The sequence below is a fragment of the Marinomonas primoryensis genome, assembly GCF_013372285.1.
Classification (GTDB): Bacteria; Pseudomonadota; Gammaproteobacteria; order Pseudomonadales; family Marinomonadaceae; genus Marinomonas; species Marinomonas primoryensis.
The window spans coordinates 3,110,394-3,129,422 of the sequence record NZ_CP054301.1; the positions used below are offsets into that span (position 1 = coordinate 3,110,394).

General features: G+C 41.8%; 14 protein-coding genes. 10 read left to right on the plus strand and 4 right to left on the minus strand.

Annotated features, from left to right (window positions below; genetic code table 11):
• Window position 1 precedes the first annotated feature (1 nt).
• Entirely contained in the window at window positions 2–1,432 is a 1,431-nt protein-coding gene (locus tag MP3633_RS14440) for a mannitol dehydrogenase family protein (protein ID WP_176336060.1), read from the plus strand.
• 159 nt (window positions 1,433–1,591) lie between these two features.
• Entirely contained in the window at window positions 1,592–2,488 is an 897-nt protein-coding gene (locus MP3633_RS14445) for an AraC family transcriptional regulator (RefSeq protein ID WP_112140763.1), read from the plus strand.
• A gap of 62 nt (window positions 2,489–2,550) precedes the next feature.
• Here the strand turns inward: MP3633_RS14445 and xylB are convergent, their stop codons facing one another.
• Complete coding sequence (gene xylB, locus MP3633_RS14450) at window positions 2,551–4,041, minus strand: xylulokinase (protein WP_176336061.1); 1,491 nt, start codon at window positions 4,039–4,041, stop codon at window positions 2,551–2,553.
• Window positions 4,042–4,328: 287 nt separating this feature from the next.
• On the opposite strand from xylB, the gene MP3633_RS14455 reads away from it, so the two are divergent.
• From MP3633_RS14455 to ygfZ, 5 genes are all read left to right on the plus strand, one after another.
• A complete protein-coding gene (locus MP3633_RS14455; RefSeq protein WP_176336062.1) occupies window positions 4,329–5,345 on the plus strand; it encodes an MHYT domain-containing protein in 1,017 nt (338 codons plus the stop codon).
• A 32-nt stretch (window positions 5,346–5,377) separates the two neighbouring features.
• Window positions 5,378–6,528, plus strand: a protein-coding gene (locus MP3633_RS14460) for an IS3 family transposase (protein ID WP_176334288.1) whose coding sequence is annotated in 2 segments (ribosomal slippage) — window positions 5,378–5,615 and window positions 5,615–6,528 — 1,152 coding nt in all. Because the reading frame shifts where the segments join, the coding sequence is not laid out codon by codon here.
• A 135-nt stretch (window positions 6,529–6,663) separates the two neighbouring features.
• Window positions 6,664–8,931 (plus strand): PAS domain-containing hybrid sensor histidine kinase/response regulator, encoded by a 2,268-nt coding sequence (locus tag MP3633_RS14465; RefSeq protein ID WP_244959666.1) that lies wholly within the window; start codon window positions 6,664–6,666, stop codon window positions 8,929–8,931.
• On the plus strand, window positions 8,928–9,935 hold the full coding sequence (locus MP3633_RS14470; RefSeq protein WP_176336063.1) for a response regulator: 1,008 nt from the start codon (window positions 8,928–8,930) through the stop codon (window positions 9,933–9,935). Before MP3633_RS14465 ends, MP3633_RS14470 begins: the two co-directional genes overlap by 4 nt.
• Before the next feature lie 111 nt (window positions 9,936–10,046).
• Window positions 10,047–10,967 (plus strand): CAF17-like 4Fe-4S cluster assembly/insertion protein YgfZ, encoded by a 921-nt coding sequence (gene ygfZ / locus MP3633_RS14475; RefSeq protein WP_176336064.1) that lies wholly within the window; start codon window positions 10,047–10,049, stop codon window positions 10,965–10,967.
• Window positions 10,968–11,027: 60 nt separating this feature from the next.
• Here ygfZ and ung read toward each other — a convergent pair whose 3' ends face one another.
• Window positions 11,028–11,747 carry a uracil-DNA glycosylase gene (ung, locus tag MP3633_RS14480; protein ID WP_176336826.1) on the minus strand — a complete coding sequence of 240 codons (720 nt, stop codon included), beginning with the start codon at window positions 11,745–11,747 and terminating at the stop codon, window positions 11,028–11,030.
• Between the two features lie 3 nt (window positions 11,748–11,750).
• Window positions 11,751–12,659 (minus strand): phosphotransferase, encoded by a 909-nt coding sequence (locus MP3633_RS14485; protein WP_176336065.1) that lies wholly within the window; start codon window positions 12,657–12,659, stop codon window positions 11,751–11,753.
• Between the two features lie 86 nt (window positions 12,660–12,745).
• On the opposite strand from MP3633_RS14485, the gene MP3633_RS14490 reads away from it, so the two are divergent.
• Both MP3633_RS14490 and putP read left to right on the plus strand, forming a co-directional pair.
• The gene (locus MP3633_RS14490; RefSeq protein ID WP_112140773.1) at window positions 12,746–13,612 is read left to right on the plus strand and encodes a MurR/RpiR family transcriptional regulator; all 867 of its coding nucleotides are present in this window, start codon (window positions 12,746–12,748) and stop codon (window positions 13,610–13,612) included.
• Window positions 13,613–14,040: 428 nt separating this feature from the next.
• The gene (gene putP / locus MP3633_RS14495; RefSeq protein ID WP_112140775.1) at window positions 14,041–15,537 is read left to right on the plus strand and encodes a sodium/proline symporter PutP; all 1,497 of its coding nucleotides are present in this window, start codon (window positions 14,041–14,043) and stop codon (window positions 15,535–15,537) included.
• 241 nt (window positions 15,538–15,778) lie between these two features.
• Here the strand turns inward: putP and edd are convergent, their stop codons facing one another.
• Window positions 15,779–17,593 carry a phosphogluconate dehydratase gene (gene edd / locus MP3633_RS14500; RefSeq protein ID WP_176336066.1) on the minus strand — a complete coding sequence of 605 codons (1,815 nt, stop codon included), beginning with the start codon at window positions 17,591–17,593 and terminating at the stop codon, window positions 15,779–15,781.
• A gap of 380 nt (window positions 17,594–17,973) precedes the next feature.
• On the opposite strand from edd, the gene gap reads away from it, so the two are divergent.
• Window positions 17,974–18,987 carry a type I glyceraldehyde-3-phosphate dehydrogenase gene (gene gap, locus MP3633_RS14505; protein ID WP_176336067.1) on the plus strand — a complete coding sequence of 338 codons (1,014 nt, stop codon included), beginning with the start codon at window positions 17,974–17,976 and terminating at the stop codon, window positions 18,985–18,987.
• The last annotated feature ends 42 nt before the right edge of the window (window positions 18,988–19,029 follow it).

A 19,029-nucleotide genomic window follows, 5' to 3' on the forward strand; every position in this document is an offset into this window, starting at 1 on the left:
CATGTCAAACCACCTGCAAGCTTCGCTCAATAAAGAACAGCTTTCTGTTCAAGAGTACCAAAAAGAAGCCATTCAAGCTGGCGTATTACATTTAGGCGTGGGCGCTTTTCATCGCGCTCACCAAGCCGTGTATTTTGACCGACTATTAGCCCATGGCAATGAGCAAAACTGGGGGATCATTGGCGTCAATATACGCCCACAAGATAGCCAAGTATTTGCTCGTTTCATCGAGCAAAAAGGCGAATATGTCTTAAAAACTATGGCGGCCGATGGTGCCACCAAGTACGAGCACATTCGTTCTATTGTTCAGCAAATCGATGGCGCGCAAGCGCCACTAGATGTCGACGCAGCCTTAGCCAATGCAAACATTCAGCTTGTGACATCAACCGTAACCGAAGGGGGCTATTACCTTGATGAAAATCGAGTTTTAATGCTTGAACATCCAGCCATTAAAGCCGACGTCGATGGGGCGAGAAACACCCTTTATGCCTTCCTATATGCCGGTCTAAAAAAGCGTAGCGAAACGTCAAAGGCTAAAATCACCTTATTATGTTGTGATAACCTTCGTCATAATGGTGAATTGTTAGAAGCCGGACTGATGCAATTTATTGCCGCCAAACAAGACCCAGCATTGGCTGATTGGATTAAGGAAAACGTTTCTTTCCCTTGCTCTATGGTCGATCGCATCACGCCTAAACCAAGCCAAAAGCATGTTGATGATGTGCAAACTCGCTTTGGTGTTGACGATGAAATGACCGTCATGGGTGAAGATTTCATCCAGTGGGTTATCGAAGACAATTTTGCTGGCAAAAAACCTTCCCTGGATCTAGTCGGCGCTCAATTCGTCAACAACGTTGTGCCGTTTGAAGAAGCCAAGATTCGTATATTGAATGCGGGGCACACTTGTGTCACGTATCAAGCGGCCTTAAAAGGCTTAACGTATTTTGATGAAGCGATGCGCGATAACGAATTAAACCAGTACTTTACAGACTTTATTCTGCAGGATTCGATTCCAGCCATTGGTGATTCTGTGGTGGACCTTCCCGCTTATTTCAACATAATCGCTCAGCGTTTCAGCAATGCCAATATTGGCGATACGGTTGAGCGAATATGCACAGATGGCTACGCAAAGTTTCCAATTTTTATCTTTCCAACATTGGAAGGTAATTATCGAAAAGGCCGCACTCCAATCAAGACAATTCAAGGGATTGCCAGTTGGTTTGCATTTATTCAACTCACCAATGAGGGTAAAATTAAAACGCCTTATCATGAGCCGAATAAAGCCGCACTTGCTTCTTTTAGTAATGACGCAACAGGCATTCAAGCCTTTGCAAACGATCGTTTTTTATGGGGCAGTATACCCACTGATTTTCCTGATTTTGTAGAGCAACTTACACAAGCAATTCAGGCTAGTATGGAAAAATATGCATAGATAACGGCAACCTATCCCAAGAAATAAAGGTGATTCAGTCAGTTTGACCATTATTTCTTGAGGATGTTTTATTATTAATAATAAAAAGAAAGTGGCAAGATAACGTAGACACGATCAAACAAAATCTACCCTTATATCTGAGCTTCCATGAGAAAGACTATGTCTAATACCGCCAAACGCATCACCCCTGAATACGAAATCGTTGAAGATAACGAAACCATTCGATATTTAGAGCATGGTTACCCTAGCGATCTCATTCGCTGGCATGCCCATGATGACTACGAGCTACATTTTATTGTAGCGACATCAGGCAAGGTATTTATAGGCGACTATATTGGCAATTATTCTCCGGGGCAGCTCATTTTAACGGGACCAAGACTTCCTCATAACTGGATCTGTCAAAACGAACAAGAGGACGTTCAGCTTAGAGACATGGTGATTCGCTTTCACCATGAGTCATTTTCGAATGGCATGAAAATCATACCTGAGCTAGCAGAAATTCTACCTATGCTGGCAAGAGCAAAATCAGGGATTGAATTTTTCGATCTAGACCATGAATTTCTGAAAGAAATCTTTCAACAAGTACGAGATTCTAGCGGGCTGTCTAGGTTAATCCTTTCCCTTCCGCTTTTACAAAAACTCGCTAAAAGCCGAAGCTATCGCTTACTTTCAACGGTTCAAATTGACTTAAAATCCAGCGAAACGTTACAAAGAAAAATTAATACCGTTGTTGATTACGTATCCAAAAATTATAGCCAAGACATCACTCTTTCTGGTGTGGCAAGCTTAATCTGTATGTCTGATAGCCATTTTTCTCGCTTTTTTAAGAAAGCCACAGGCAATCGATTTATTGAGTTTGTGAATCGTGTTCGAATCAGTCGCGCTTGTAGTCTCTTAATCGAAACAGACCAACAGATCGCGACTATTTGCTTTCAAGTCGGGTTCAACAATGTGGCCAATTTCAACCGCAGATTTCATGAACTAAAAGGTGTAACACCTAGAGATTTCCGTACACAAAGCAATATTCATATTGAAGGCGCTATGCCTCTGTCATAATACATTAACACACAAAAATCACGAAACGCCGCAGACATGGTATGTCCAGCGGCGTTTTTTTATTAATCGGATAATAGAGCCAGCTTGTCGTTTAAGTCTTTTGTTGATTGATAAAGAGACTGATACAAAGCGTACTTCTCTTGATAGTATGATCTAGTCGCTTCTTCTGGCTCATGAACTTCTAGTGCTTCTGGCATGGTGCAATATTCCTTAATAAGTCGCTCAATGTCTTTTCCTTGTCCATGCTGCTCGCCTAACAACGCTAAACGGGCCGCACCCAAACCAGGACCTACATCCCCGCCATCACGATAAATAAGACGTTTGTTTAGCACATTAGCAATAATCTGACGCCACATCGCATTTCGCGCGCCACCACCAATCAAAGATAACTCATCGGCAATACTGCCCGCACTGTCCAGCGCGTTTTGACAATCTAATAAAGAAAACGCAACGCCCTCAAGCACGGCCAGCGTCATGGCTTCTACATTTGTCGTATTCACCAGCCCCACAAATTGTCCATTCGCTAATGGGTCATTGTGCGGTGTGCGTTCACCACTCAGGTACGGTAAGAACAGAACGCTGGTGCGCTGAAGACCTGAATCTTCTAATCCGTCCAGTAATTCAGGAACGGTTTTACCCAACAACTTAGAAAACCAAGCCAATGAATTTGCTGCGCTTAATGTCACGCCCATTTGATGCCAACGGTTCGGCAATGCATGGCAAAACGCATGAACGGTATTTTCTGGGTTCGCTTTGTGGGATTCGCTGACGGTGAAATACACGCCCGATGTGCCCAACGAGATAAAACCTTGGCCAGGATTCGTGACACCCATGCCGACAGCGCCTGCAGCATTGTCACCAGCGCCAGCTACGACAGGTAGTTGAGGCAATTTAAGCCGCTGAGCAACCTCTTCTGATAGTACACCCACAAGATCACACCCTTCGTGTACTTTCGGCATATTAGCTTGTGTTAAGCCCGTCGCAGCCAATAAGACGTTATCCCATTGGCGCGTTTGAGGATTCAGCCACAAGGTTCCCGCCGCATCTGAACAGTCCGATGACATCTCGCCCGTTAGGCGATAGGCCAAATAATCTTTGGGTAACAATACAAAAGCGAGCTTTTCAAAAACAGTCGGTTCGTTTTCTTGCACCCAGCGTATTTTAGGCGCGGTAAAACCCGGCATCGCGAGGTTGCCTGAACGCTCGATTAAATCAGGAAACTCGGCCATTAACGCCTGGCATTGTGCTTGACTACGGCCATCATTCCATAAGATACAAGGTCGCAAAACATCGCCTTGGCTATCTAACAATGTGGCACCATGCATTTGCCCTGATAACCCCAATGCTTTTAGTTTGCTCAAATCCAAGCGCTGCTGTAATTGCTCAATCACATCAATGCACGCCTGCCACCATGATAAAGGGTCTTGCTCAGACCAAGTCGCATGAGGACTACTAACAGACAAAGAAGCCGACTCTTGTGCCAGAACATTGCCTTTGTCGTCAATAACGACGCCTTTTAAACCCGATGTTCCAAGATCAAGACCTAAATACATTTTATTACTCATTCTATTAAATTTTTTTATTGGTTTTGTATTTGAATATGGCATTCTATGCACATATCATTTCTAATTTTTCTATACTCGAAAGAATAGTAAATAGAGTCAATGAAATCCGGTACATTGGCCTTTTTTGTACCGTAAGCTAATAGAAAAAGTTAACTTTAATGCCATTTAAATCGAAAAGTTTAAACTGAGTCCAAAAGGTCACCAAGAAACACCCAGACCTTTTTGATGAATTAATCTCTTCAAAATAACCAATAACACAGGTAATAAATAACTTGATGCAATGGCTTAATAATTTTTTTGTCACCCAAGTAGATAATAGCAACCTAATGACAGGAGACTACAACTACTTCCTGGTCGCTCTTTCTATCGTGCTTGCTGCGGTGGCCTCATTTTTTGCTCTGCACTTCGCCTCTATAGCACAACACATTGTTATCAAAAAATACAAAAACATTGCGCTCGTGTCTGGCTCTTTCATTATGGCCGGTGGCATTTGGAGCATGCATTTTGTTGGTATGCTGGCATTCAACATGGGACACCCTGTTTCTTATGACCCACTGCTTACTGCAGTTTCTTTAATACCCAGCATTTTAGCCTCTTACGTCACATTAAAAAGACTGATCAAGCCAAATTTAAGTATTTGGCAATTACTTATTAATGGTGTATTCGTCGGGGGTGGCATTGGCGCTATGCATTATATCGGCATGGAAGCCATGGAAATGGATGTTGAACTTAGGTATGACCCAACTTGGTTCTTTTTCTCTATTCTCATAGCCGTCGTACTGGCATTTATTGCGCTATCCACACAGTACTACGTCGGAAAGTTATGGACAGGACTCAGTCAAAAGTGGGTAAGTAGCATCAGCGCTTTGATCATGGGATCTGCTATTGCAGGAATGCACTATACAGGCATGGCGGGAGCACGTTTTATCTCGTCCAGTGATGTAGAAATGACCCATATGTCAAATAATCCCAACAGTTACCTTTCCTTTGTCGTTGCTACTATTACTTTATTGCTTTCTATTCTAGCGAGTAATATTGCCTCTCAGTTACGATACCGTCAGCTGTTATTAGAAAAAACCGCCAGTGAAGTGAGGTTAAAAACAACATTGGATACAGCGGTTGATGGAATCATTACTATTGACAGCAATGGCACAATCAAAGAATTCAATAAAGCAGCCTGCACTATCTTTGGGTGGCAAGAAAAAGACATTATCCATCAGTCATTCGAAAAATTATTTCCTCAAAAATACAGCGATGAGTGGTATGGACCCACTTTTGTAGACATCTCATAGCTATATAATAATAGGTAAAGATGAGGTGAATTATGAGTGGGAAACGCTATACCGAAGAGTTCAAAATTGAAGCCGTTAAACAAGTAACAGAGCGTGGTTATAAGATTGCTGAAGTGGCTGAGCGACTTGGCGTTAGTTACAAAAGTATGCATGATTGGATTGCTCGATACCGCAAACCTGAAGCAAGTCGAAAAGCGGAAGATTCCGCTCAGTCAGAGATCCAACGGCTCAAAGCGGAGCTTCAGCGGGTGACCGAAGAGAGGGACATTCTAAAGGAGGCCGCCGTGTACTTTGCCGGGGAGTCAAAGAAAAGTACACGTTCATAAAATCACGGCTCAACGACTATTCTATTGTTGTCTTATGTCGAACACTGCAAGTCCATAGGAGCGGTTTTTACGCTTGGCTGGACCGCCCAAAAAGTCGACGAGAACAAGAAGATGACCAACTTGCCGTTACGATTAAAATGCATTGGCTTGAGAGTGGTTGTGTTTACGGCTACCGCAATATCACCAAAGACCTAAAAGGAGAAGGTAAGTCTTGTGGAAAGAATCGAGTGCTAAGAGTGATGCGCCGTGAGGGCCTAAAAGCGCTCATAGGCTACAAACGTCACCCTGTTTTTTATAGTGGCGCTGAGCGTAACACAGCGCCAAATACACTAAATAGAGAGTTTATTGTCCCAGAGCCAGATCAAGTCTGGGTAACTGATTTTACGTATATCCGGACAAAAGAAGGCTGGCTTTACGTCACCGTCGTTGTGGATCTATTTTCTAGATTGATCGTAGGGTGGTCAATGAGATCAAGAGCAACAGCGGAGTCGGTTATTGATGCTTTACTCATGGCTATTTGGCGGCGACGTCCCACAAAAAAAGTACTGGTACACTCTGATCAAGGCGCTCAATATACCTCGAAAGATTGGCAAACCTTCTTAAAAGATAATAATCTGGAAGCCAGTATGAGCCGTCGTGGTAATTGCCATGATAATGCCGTTGCGGAAAGCTTTTTCTCATTGTTAAAAAAAGAAAGAGTACGCAATCGAACCTATCAAACAAGAAGCGATGCTCGTTCAGAGATTTTTGATTATATCGAGTGCTTTTATAATCCAAAGCGACACCATGGATCCAATGATGGATTATCGCCACTGCAATATGAAAAGCGATATTTTACGGAGCTAGAAACTGTCTAGGAAACTGGGTCCATACCAGAGTTTAATGCTTTTTTAGCCATTTTTCGAAACACTGGCGATACAGACATTTCAGGCACCGAACGAGAAATTCTAGCTACAGACAAAAATGGGCGCGTTTTTCCGATCAGAATTGGTGTGGGTCGTGTTGATATTCTCGACAACGAGACACTTTTTGTCGCTTTTATCAGTGATATTTCTGCCAGAAAATCGATGGAAGAAACTATCAAAAAAAGTGAAAAACAGTACAGTTCTTTAATTAAAAACATCCCTGGGGCCTCGTTTCGCTGCTTAATGGATAAAGATTGGACCGCTATTTTCATTAGTGATGCCATTTATGATGTTGCAGGATGGAGCGCTGCTAATTTTTATAATGACGACATATCCTTAGGCAAACTTGTTCACCCAGATGACGTCAAAAGCGTTTCAGCTGTTATCGACAAGGCGATTGAGGAACGTCATACCTATAAAATAGAATACCGCCTAAGACACAAAGAAGGTCACTATGTTTGGGTGCTGGAAAGTAGCTCTGTCATTTATAATGAAAAAGGCGACCCTGAATGGATTGATGGTGTTATTTTAGACATCTCACAACGTATTGAGATGGAAAATGAGTTACGTTTAGCAAAAGTAAAAGCGGAAGCATCAGCGGAAAGTAAATCGTCATTTTTAGCAAACATGAGCCACGAAATACGTACACCAATGAACGCTATCATTGGTTTTTCAGATATTTTGTTAGATTCTGATGTATCAGGTGAAAACAAAAAACACCTAGCGACCATAAGTAGATCAGCTCGATCTCTACTTCACCTTCTCAACGACATTCTAGACAGCGCTAAATTAGAAAAAAACAAACTAGAGTTAGATATGCAAGTATTTGTGCTTGCTAACATGGTAGACACGGTGATATCGACACTGTGGCTACAAGCAAGGAATAAAGGCTTAGAACTACACTTTGAAATAGAGACGGATGTTGTGCGGGCTTATTTAGGCGCAGAAGACCGCATACGACAAGTGCTAATGAATATTTTAGGCAATGCCATAAAATTCACCGAAAAAGGTTATGTAACTCTGACCGTTTCCCAAAACAGTGATAAAAGCATACGTTTTAGCGTACAAGACTCCGGCATAGGTATTCCTCCAGAACGCTTAAAAAGTATTTTTGATCCGTTCACACAAGCCGATGCTTCCATGAGCCGACGCTTTGGCGGCACTGGATTAGGCACCAGTATCTCAAAACAGTTGGTAGCATTAATGGGCGGGGAACTCCATGCTAAAAGCGACATAGGGGTTGGTAGCTGCTTTTATTTCGATTTACCTTTAAAAGAGTCTGAAATACCTAAAGAGGTAACATTATCTCAGCTGCCAGTAATCACGCCTAAAAAAATACTCCTAGCGGATGACATAGAACAAAACCTAACATTACTTACCCTACTTTTAAAACGACAAGGGCATGCTATCTTTTTAGCAAAAGATGGTATTCAAGCCATTGAGCAATTTAAAAGCTTAGCACCTGATATCATTCTAATGGACATTCAAATGCCCAATATGGATGGCTTAATGGCGACCCAAGTTATCAGGCAATATGAGAAAGAAAACCAACTCAGTCATACGCCCGTCATTGCCTTAACCGCAAACGTGCTTCTAGAAGATAAATTAGAAGCACAACAGGCAGGTATGGACGGCTTTGCAAACAAACCTATAGATATCCATGCTTTGGTTGCTGAAATGGCAAGAGTATTAAACGAAACGCCAATATCACTCCATCAAGAAATCATTGATGAGAAAGCCAGCGACCATAAAAACCTGCAAATCAATATCGGTAAAGGCCTTTCATTATGGAGTGAGATGCCAATCTATGTGACTGAGTTATCAACATTTGCTTCACACAACGCCGATTTAATAAATAGACTATTGGCACTCTTATCCGCGCACAAATACCAAGAAATCAAAATATTGGCTCATGCAATAAAAGGAATATCTGGGAATCTGGCACTGCTAAATATTTCCAACTCGATGGTGAAAATAGAACGCACAGCACAAACAAAAAATTATGACCTATGCTTAAAAAGCATTCATAGCTTGTCTTCCTCATTGTCAGAGTTCACTGAAGAGTTGCAACAATTGAAGGAAAGATTTGGTGCCGACTTACAAATTCAACCAACAAGTACTCAAGTAGTATTTTCAAAAATAGAATTATTATCTCTACTCGATACCCTCACTCTTTCTGCAGGATCGGGAGAAGTGGATGACGAAAACATAGATTTGCTAATCAGCAGCGTGCCAAAAGCAATGAAAAGACAAGCGATTGAAGTAAGTAAGGCAATCAGCGATTTTGATTTCAATAGCGCCATCATCACACTGGCTAACTTAAAAAAAGTAATAGCAAAGGAGTCCGATAGATGAGAATAGGCAGCAAACAAGCCCCTCGCATTCTATTGGTAGATGATGAGCCCACAAACTTAAGAGTGTTAAAGCAAGTTCTACAGGCCGCTAAATATCGCTTATCTTTTGCCCGTTCAGGACAAGACGCCCTAAAACTGGTTGAAAAAGAACAGGTTGATCTTATATTGCTCGATATCATGATGCCAGAAATGACAGGACTGGAAGTATGCGAGCGACTCAAACAAAACCCTGCAACCGCGGATATCCCAGTGATCTTTGTTACCGCGCTCAAAGACAGTATTGATGAAGAAAAAGGGTTTGAGATTGGGGCCGTTGACTACATTGTAAAACCCATTGTACCGTCCATTGTTTTAGCACGTGTAAAAACGCACTTGTCTTTGATTAAAGCAGATGAGCTGCTCACTACTCATATTGATTTAATACACCGCCTAGGACGAGCAGCAGAATACAAAGACAATGAAACGGGTATGCATGTACAGCGCATGAGCCGCTTTGCAAAAATCATTGCAAGAGCATACGGTTTTTGTGAGGAGTCAGCAGAAGACCTAATGATGGCAGCACCAATGCACGACATAGGTAAAATAGGGATAGCGGATAATATATTGCTTAAACCAGGTAAGCTCACCGCTGAAGAGTACGAAATAATGAAAACCCATGCTCAAATAGGAGGTGAAATCTTATCTAATCCCAGCTCATACCTTATAGAGCTGGCTCATTCCGTTGCTATGACACACCATGAAAAGTGGGATGGCACAGGTTATCCGAATGGTTTGTCTGGTGAAGAGATTCCAATCGAAGGACGAATCGTTGCATTAGTCGACGTGTTTGACGCCTTGACTAGCGAGCGTCCTTATAAGAAAGCATGGTCTACAGAAAAAGCGATTAATTACATTATGGAACAAAGTGGAAAACATTTTGATCCAGCACTCCCCCCTTTACTTCTACAGGAACTTCCAAAACTGCTTAAAGTACAAACTCAGTTTGCAGAACTAGAGGTAGACTAAAATCTTTAGGCTAATGCTATTGAAAATACAAGAATAGGCATCACTGATAAGCTGTTCACGCAGCGTAAGCTGCGAACCTTTTTCATGTCCGATCTTTTTATGGAAAGCTTTATGACCTCGCTTCAAGACATAATTGACCCAATACTACAGAACAAAGACATCATTATTGCAAAACAACAGAATATCGGTGTTTTACGTGTTACAGGCTTGGACTCTAGAAAATTCTTACAAGGTCAAATAACCTGCGATATCAATAAACTGTCTCACGATCATGGGTTATACGGAGCAATTTGCAGTATCAAAGGTCGTATTATTTCCAGTTTTTATCTCGTTCAAGAGAGCGACGACATTCTTATGTTAATGTCAAAAGACTTGATCGAAAAAACATTATTACATTTAAGAAAATATGCCGTATTTTTCAAAGCGGAATTAGTAGACAACCAAGATACCTTTGTTATTCATACAAGAATCACATCACAACGCATTGAAGCGGTTTCAAAAACGTTGCCTGAGCACTTCATCACAACTCACAATAATGAAACAATCACCCTGACACTTTGCCATGATCCAATAGAAATCCAGTGGCTCATTACCAATCAAGGAAACACGACGGTCGAGGCAAAAAACGAAGGTCTGGCAGCTCTGACAATATTGGCTGCTCGCCCACTTATTACCTTAGAACAAAGTGAAACTATCTTACCTCAGTGGCTCAACATGCAAAGTACCGGCGGCATCAGCTTTACCAAGGGTTGTTACACTGGACAAGAAATCGTTGCGCGAATGCAATATCGAGGTAAGTCTAAGAAACAGCTAATTTTAGTTACATGGCAAGGACATAGTGATACCACGTTGGACATCACTGATGGGCAAGGCAAAACTATCGGTCAAGTCTTTGCCGTAGCGAATATCGAAGAGACTTACTTTGCCCAAATTATTTTGAATATTGAACCAAACGAAATGGATAAAATTTTGTTGGGTAATCAGGAAGTCACCTTATTGCCACTTCCCTATCCGTTAGACATAAAGAAATAAGCACAGTCTATAAAGCAAAAATGGCGTCACATGGACGCCATTTTCTTATCTTGCAACACATCAGAACGGCAAGGTTATTTGACCAATTCCCTTTACAGCTATCTTTTTATCAATTGGATCCAACGCCCATTTTATCGGCTCTTTGCCAATACGAGTTAGATATTTGTTGGCTTTAGAAAAATGCTGACACCCTAGGAACCCACGATAAGCAGACAAGGGCGAAGGGTGAACGCTTTCTAATACACAATGCTTTTCATGGTTTATGTGTCTTCCCTTTTTTTGTGCATAAGCGCCCCACAACATAAAAACAACACCTTCGTGCTTTTCATTGATCATCTCAATAATTTTATCTGTAAAAGTCTCCCAGCCTTTGTTTTGATGAGAGCCCGGTTTTCTTGCTTCTACTGTTAGAACACTATTTAGCAACAAGACACCTTGCTCTGCCCACGGTAATAAATAACCATGATCCACTGGCGTAATACCCAAATCCATGTTCAATTCTTTATAAATATTCATCAACGACGGTGGTATTTTTACGTTAGGCTTCACTGAAAAAGACAAACCATGCGCTTGCCCTTCTCCGTGATAAGGGTCTTGGCCAAGTATGACCACTTTGACCTGACTAAAAGGCGTGGAATTTAACGCGGTAAAATACTCTGATTCATCAGGATACAACGTCTTCTTTTGTTTTTCAGATTGCAAAAACTGTTGCAAAGACTGCATGTAGTCTTTTTTAAATTCATCCGCTAAATAACCCTTCCAATCACTCGTTATATTCATCACCTAACTCCGCTCCTTCGCTGCAGTATCATCTAGAGCGATAAAAGGGTTGAGTGTTGGTGTTGCCTTAAATTCATAATAATATTCCAGTGACAACGTATCTTCAGGTGTCACTACGCGCTTCAGTAGCAACCAAGCCATCTCTCGCAATGAGTAAGCCAAACTGTATTGGGCTATTTTGTTCAGCGTTACTTCTATATCAAGGGAGTCATCATAACTGGCGATCAAATGAACTTGCTGAATTTGAGTTAAATTATGAGAGCGTGACAGTACGGCTAAATCAAACAAAGGATCGCCCATGCCGGTGTACTCCCAATCAATCAACCAAATGGTCTGATCATCCATTAAGATATTTTTAGGATTAAGATCGTTATGGCACACAACACGACATGGACTGGGCTCAACTCGCGGTAATTTAAAAAGCAATGTTTGTAAATAACCCTGCTCAGCTTGAATCTCCATACTAATAGGAGCATAAGACTCAATCGATTTAAGGTAATGTGCTATCAGATTATAAATACAAAAAGGATGGTTCACCTCTGGCAAGGTATGCGCTTGAGCCAAGGCTTTTGCTATCCTTTCTATGTTGCTTTTAGAATGCTCGACAGCCCAATCCAAAGAAGGCTGAATCACAAACTCACAGGCAAAAGCGCCAAGTTCATCATGCCAAAGTATTGGTGGTGAAATATCGGCATTGGCAGCAGCAAGCAAAACCGCCATTTCGCTTTGTCTGTCGATACTAAAAGCCATTTCATCCAAGTCCGGTAATCGTAAAACTATTCTAGGAGATTTATTCCAATCTAACCGATAAACTTTATTTGAGAACCCTTCTTCAAACTGTGTCACTTCAATTTTGTTGAATTCAGGTAAAATACCAGCCATTTTATCGAAATAGGCTGTTAAGTTAGTCATTTTAGATCCTTTTTTATTGCCAGAATTGGAAGCGGCTGTCAGAATGAAGAACAGAATCATCCGAGTCAATAGATTGAAGCAGATCAATGAATAAACACGAAGACATTATTCGTAAGATACAAGAACGACTGAGCACATTAAGCAAATCCGAACGAAAAGTTGCGGAAGCCATTCTTGCCGACCCAAAAACGACCATTCACTCCAGTATTGCTAAACTTGCCGCCAGAGCACAGGTAAGTGAACCTACGGTTAACCGTTTTTGTCGCAGCCTAATAGGCAGCGGTTTTCCCGATTTTAAAGTGTCACTTGCCCAAAGCCTCGCCACAGGAACACCCTATGTTAATTTAAACGTAGAACCTGATGATGCTCCGGGTGCCGTCACTGCGAAGATTTTTGAAGCCGCAAAAAACAACCTAACCAGAGCACAGGATATTTTACCTGAAGCCCTCATTAGCCGAGCGGTTGATGTATTAGCTCAGGCTCGCCGCATAGAGTTTTACGGTTTAGGTGCATCTGGCCCTGTCGCCAAAGATGCCCACCATAAATTCTTTCGCTTAAATATGCCCGTGGTCGCTTATACCGACATTTTGGTGCAACGCATGGCCGCTGCAGGCTCTCATTCAGGCGACGCCATTGTCATAATTTCCTATACTGGTCGAACCTTGCCTTTGATCGAAACAGCACGGGTAGCGCGAGAAGCTGGAGCGACGGTTATCGGAATCACAAACCCTGGTTCGCCGCTAACTGAGCACTGCTCTATTGTATTGCCGATTGAAGAGACTGAAGATACAGACATCTACACACCGATGAGCTCACGTATTGTCTATTTGACCTTGATCGATGCGTTGGCAACAGGCGTACTTCTAAAGCGTGGCCCTGAATTCAATGCGCATCTTAAAAAATTGAAACAAAGCGTACAGGATACTCGTTTACCTAAAGTTGAAAAAAAATAGCATCATAAAAAAGGCACATTTAATGTGCCTTTTTTATGATGTGTCATTAAACGTAAAGATATTTAACCAAACCGCCTTCTTTAGTAACCACATCAGATATTTTCGTAACTTTGTAAGAGGATTTTGAAAGATTATCCTATCTCAGCCACTTAGAATCGGCACAGGTCTTGACATATATCTAACCTGATCCATTTTCTTTACGATTATGCGATCCTTTTTAAATATTAAATCAGTGACTATCACAACAATAATTCAGTAATTTTAACTTTACGGATGTGAACTAGACGACTCTTTTTAAGTGCCATCTTTTAGTCAGTATGTATTGCAGAACATCGCTATAAGGGAATAAATCCTGTCTTTACTGACAAACAACTTTATCCATATAAAATTGTTTCATCCGCAATGATTTCAACGTGAGGACAATAATAATGATAGAAAGCAGTTATGCGATCAGCTTTACATTCCTAGCCTATCTGGCAGTTATGCTAGGAATTGGGCTTTACGCTTATAAAAACACATCAAGCTCAGAAGACTACTTTCTAGGTGGGCGTTCTTTAGGCCCTTGGCCAACCGCGCTATCTGCCGGTGCATCTGATATGAGTGGCTGGTTGCTACTTGGTCTTCCAGGTTACGCTTTTGCAGCAGGGCTTGAGTCAATTTGGTTAGCAGGCGGTCTATTGGTAGGCACATGGCTGAACTGGTTATTTTGTGCAAAACGCTTGCGTACTTATAGCATCACTGCTGATAACTCTCTTACGCTACCGGGTTTTCTTTCTGTTCGCTTTCAAGACAACTCTAAGCTTATTCAAACGATATCCGCTCTTTTTATCCTCCTATTCTTCCTGTTCTATACAAGTTCAGGTTTAGTGGCTGGCGGTAAATTATTTGAAACTGTGTTTGGTCTTGATTACACCTACGCCGTTATCATAGGTACGGTTTGTGTCGTCTCTTACACCTTGTTTGGCGGTTTCCTAGCGGTTGCATGGACAGACCTTATTCAAGGCTTGATGATGAGTGCCGCTTTAATAGTTGTTCCTCTTGTTGCTATTGATGGTGGCTGGACTGAGCTTTCTAGTACTTTGACGATCAAAAACCCTGAGCTTCTAAACATCTGGACCAGCGTAAGTGGCGAACCTCTTAGTGCGATTGCAATTATTTCTCTGGTAGCATGGGGATTAGGTTATTTCGGTCAACCACATATCCTAGCTCGCTTTAAAGCCTCTCGTTCTAATAAAGACATTAAAACAGCTCGTCGTATTGCCGTTGTTTGGACATTGATTTCAATGACTGGCGCTCTACTCATCGGCTTAGTTGGTATCTCTTATGTAGACAGCAACTTAGCTGGCAACTTAGCTGATCCAGAAAAAATCTTCATGGTTCTTGTGAATGCCGTTTTCCACCCTGTGGTTGCAGGCATTCTTCTAGCGGCAATTCTAGCGGCGATCATGAGCACAGCGGATTCTCAACTGCTTGTTTCATCTTCTGCTTTAGCTGAGGATTTTTATAAGAAATTGTTCAATAAAGAAGCGACTCAGCAGCAAATTGTTAACGTTGGCCGTTTCGCCGTTGTTGCGATCTCTATTCTTGCTTTGATTCTTGCTCTGAATCCTAAGAGTTCGGTACTTGGCCTAGTATCTTACGCTTGGGCTGGTTTCGGTGCGGCATTTGGACCTGCAATTCTACTAAGCTTGTTCTGGCGTAGCATGAACCGCAATGGTGCTCTTGCAGGTATCATCGTTGGTGGTGTAACTGTTGTTATCTGGAAACAACTAAGCGGCGGATGGTTCGACGTTTATGAGATTGTTCCTGGCTTTATTCTAGCGACAATCTCAATCATTGTAGTGAGCCTTGCTACTGGTGCACCTGAAGAAGCGGTTACAGAATCTTTTGATGAGTACGAAAAAGCACTAGACACAATGGACTAGTAACTAAGTTACTCAATAAGCTACCCTCAATACAGTAGCTCATTAATAAAAAGGCTCGAATCCATATACGGATTCGAGTTTTTTTTTCGCCTCCAAAAAAGTAGCTATTTAGTAAACTAAACTTGCTTCAGTAAACCTTTATTAGATATGGCGTCATGGCAAATTTTAGGCAAAAAAATGGGGCTTGAAACAAGCCCCCAAACACCATTTACTAACAAACGTTAGTAGTCAGAGGAAAGGTTTAATCATTAAACAAACTGCAAGCACCCTGTTCGGCACCACTTACTAAAATACGTTGTGCGCTAAATAATTCACGCCCCATACCTTGATGAGAATCGGTTAAATCTTGCTGTACGATCTCGCGGTTTGCCAGTTCCTCATCTGAAATAAGAACCGACAAAGTCCCTTCAATAGCATCAAGGCGAATCAAGTCACCGTCTTTGAGTTTAGCAATCAGACCACCAGACAACGCTTCTGGCGTAAGATGTATTGCCGCTGGCACTTTACCTGATGCGCCTGACATACGACCATCAGTAACTAACGCCACTTTATAACCTTGATCCTGTAAGTTAATCAGGTACGGTGTTAGTTTATGCAGTTCAGGCATCCCTAAGGCTTTTGGGCCCTGGAAACGTACAACAGCAACACAATCTCGCTTAAGCTCACCGCTCGCAATTGCATCAGCTAAATCGTTCTGACTATGAAAAATAACCGCTGGTGCCTCAACAATACGATTTTCTTCAGCTACCGCTGAAACCTTAATAACAGAACGACCAAGGTTGCCTTTTAGAAGAGACAAACCGCCTTCTTTACTGAAAGGGTTTTCAATAGGTCGTACTACGTCTAAATCTAAACTTTCTGCTGGTCCATCACGCCACACCAATGTATCGCCATCAAGGAAAGGTTCTTTTGTGTAATGAGTTAACCCTTTACCGACAATGGTATTCACATCTTCATGAAGTAATTCACCTTTCAGTAACTGCTTCACTAAAAATGCCATACCACCTGCCGCGTGAAAATGGTTAATGTCCGCTTGTCCATTTGGGTAAATACGAGTCATCGAAGGCACGACTTTAGATAAAGCAGAGAAGTCGTCCCAGTTAACAATGATACCCGCCGCTCGCGCATACGCCACAATATGCATCGTATGGTTTGTTGAACCACCAGTGGCTAACAAGCCGACAATAGAATTTACTATGCTGCGTTCATCAATAATTTCGTAAAGTGGACGATAGTCTCGACCTAAAGCGGTAATCTTTGTGGATAACTGAGAAGCATATTTTGTTAACGCATCACGCAGTGGATCATCTGGATTGACGAAAGAGGATCCTGGCAATTGAAGCCCCATCATCTCAACCAAGAGCTGATTAGAATTGGCCGTTCCATAAAAGGTGCAAGTCCCCGCACTATGATAAGAAGCAGACTCAGCCTCAAGTAACTCATCTCGTGACGCTTGGCCTTGTGCAAAGCGCTGGCGAACAGCAGATTTTGCGGCATTAGAAATACCTGAACGCATTGGTCCGGCAGGAATAAACAAAGCAGGCAAATGGCCAAAACGTAAAGCGGCAATTAATAAGCCAGGGACTATTTTGTCACAGATACCAAGATAAATAGCCGCATCAAACATATTATGAGAAAGAGCAATCGCGGCGCCTTGTGCAATATTGTCACGGCTAAATAAGCTCAGCTCCATGCCATCTTGCCCTTGAGTAACACCATCACACATCGCAGGAACACCGCCCGCAAATTGCGCTATTGAACCCATTTCTTGGATCGCAGAACGAATTTTATTGGGATAATGTTCATAAGGCTGATGCGCAGATAGCATGTCATTATACGACGACACGATACCAATGTTCGCCTCTTCCATCAGAGTTAGCTTTTGTTTGTCTTGGGGTTGGCATGCCGCAAAACCATGAGCCAAGTTGCCACATGATAATGTTCCTCTATGTGGGCCTTGCTCCTGTGCTTTTTTCATATCTTTAAGGTATTTTTCGCGCAACACTGCACTTCGCTTAACAATGTCGTTCGTTACCTTAGCAACAATCGGATTCATGCTTCTCTCCGTTTTTTATATAACTGTCTTAACAGACAGCTTGATATCAAAATTTTATGTAATATTACTACATTTTCATTTTATTTCACGCTTAAACGGCAGATAAATCATTAAAAAAACAATATTATGTAATTTATTTACATAAATGATTCGAAATAGTCGCCCTTTCAGTTAAAATAATCAAACGTTTGTAACATAACTCTGTACAATATTAGACAAAGGTCACTATTTGATCGAAAATTAGCCAAATAGAGATAAATTTATTACTAATCCTTGCTTAAAAAATCACTTATGTAGTATTTTTACGTCAAAGAATAATACTGAACATGAAATGTTCGAATTCGAACACTTCACAATTTCCGCACTATTTAGAGGTGAGTATGACGATTAAGGTAGCTATCAACGGTTATGGACGCATTGGACGCAACACACTTAGAGCCTTATACGAATCAGGCAAGCGTGATCAAATCCAAATAGTTGCGATTAATGATCTTGGTGATTCAAAAACCAACGCTCATTTAACAAAATATGACACTGTCCATGGCCGCTTTAATGAAGAAGTAACCTTTGACGACGAAGCCCTATACATCAACAAAGATAGAATCCGCACTTTCTCTGAACGTAACCCTGCAGACCTTCCTTGGGCAGAGCTAGACATAGATGTGGTTTATGAATGTACTGGCTTTTTTACAACAAAAGAAAAAGCCAGTGCTCATATCACTGCTGGCGCTAAGAAAGTTATCATTTCTGCACCAGGTAAAGAAGTGGACGCTACAGTTGTATACGGTGTTAACCAAGATGTATTAACGTCTGAGATGACCGTTATTTCTAATGCTTCTTGCACAACTAACTGTCTAGCGCCATTCGCTAAACCACTGAGTGAAAAGCTAGGCATTGAAAGTGGCTTGATGACTACGATTCACGCCTACACTAATGACCAACGACTTTCAGATGTTTATCATGAAGACCTTTATCGCGCCCGTGCAGCCGCAATGAACATGATTCCTAGTAAAACAGGTGCTGCAGCCGCTGTTGGTCTTGTTATCCCAGCACTAGTAGGCAAGTTTGATGGTCTGTCTGTTCGCGTACCGACTATCAATGTGTCGCTAGTAGATTTAACTTTCTTAGCGCCTCGCGAAACCACAGTAGAAGAAATAAATAAAATTATTGAAGACGCTATCAAAGCGGATCCAATTCTTGCGCAAGTTCTCCATGTCAATTATGAGCCACTTGTCTCTTCTGACTTTAACCACAACGCCTTCACTTCCAACTTCGATGCGACACAAACACGTGTGCAAGGTAGATTAGTAAAAGTTATGGCTTGGTATGATAACGAGTGGGGGTTCTCAAACAGAATGCTCGACAACACTATCGCATTAATGAATGCAAAATAGTTAATATATATGAAGGCTGCTGACGCAGCCTTCATCGTCTCT

Excerpts from the sequence above, each read along its gene's own strand:
- MP3633_RS14440 (WP_176336060.1), top strand. The coding sequence starts at position 2 with ATGTCAAACCACCTGCAAGCTTCGCTCAATAAAGAACAGCTTTCTGTT.
- MP3633_RS14445 (WP_112140763.1), top strand. The coding sequence starts at position 1,592 with ATGTCTAATACCGCCAAACGCATCACCCCTGAATACGAAATCGTTGAA.
- xylB (WP_176336061.1), bottom strand. The coding sequence starts at position 4,041 with ATGTATTTAGGTCTTGATCTTGGAACATCGGGTTTAAAAGGCGTCGTT.
- MP3633_RS14455 (WP_176336062.1), top strand. The coding sequence starts at position 4,329 with ATGCAATGGCTTAATAATTTTTTTGTCACCCAAGTAGATAATAGCAAC.
- MP3633_RS14470 (WP_176336063.1), top strand. The coding sequence starts at position 8,928 with ATGAGAATAGGCAGCAAACAAGCCCCTCGCATTCTATTGGTAGATGAT.
- ygfZ (WP_176336064.1), top strand. The coding sequence starts at position 10,047 with ATGACCTCGCTTCAAGACATAATTGACCCAATACTACAGAACAAAGAC.
- ung (WP_176336826.1), bottom strand. The coding sequence starts at position 11,747 with ATGAATATAACGAGTGATTGGAAGGGTTATTTAGCGGATGAATTTAAA.
- MP3633_RS14485 (WP_176336065.1), bottom strand. The coding sequence starts at position 12,659 with ATGACTAACTTAACAGCCTATTTCGATAAAATGGCTGGTATTTTACCT.
- MP3633_RS14490 (WP_112140773.1), top strand. The coding sequence starts at position 12,746 with ATGAATAAACACGAAGACATTATTCGTAAGATACAAGAACGACTGAGC.
- putP (WP_112140775.1), top strand. The coding sequence starts at position 14,041 with ATGATAGAAAGCAGTTATGCGATCAGCTTTACATTCCTAGCCTATCTG.
- edd (WP_176336066.1), bottom strand. The coding sequence starts at position 17,593 with ATGAATCCGATTGTTGCTAAGGTAACGAACGACATTGTTAAGCGAAGT.
- gap (WP_176336067.1), top strand. The coding sequence starts at position 17,974 with ATGACGATTAAGGTAGCTATCAACGGTTATGGACGCATTGGACGCAAC.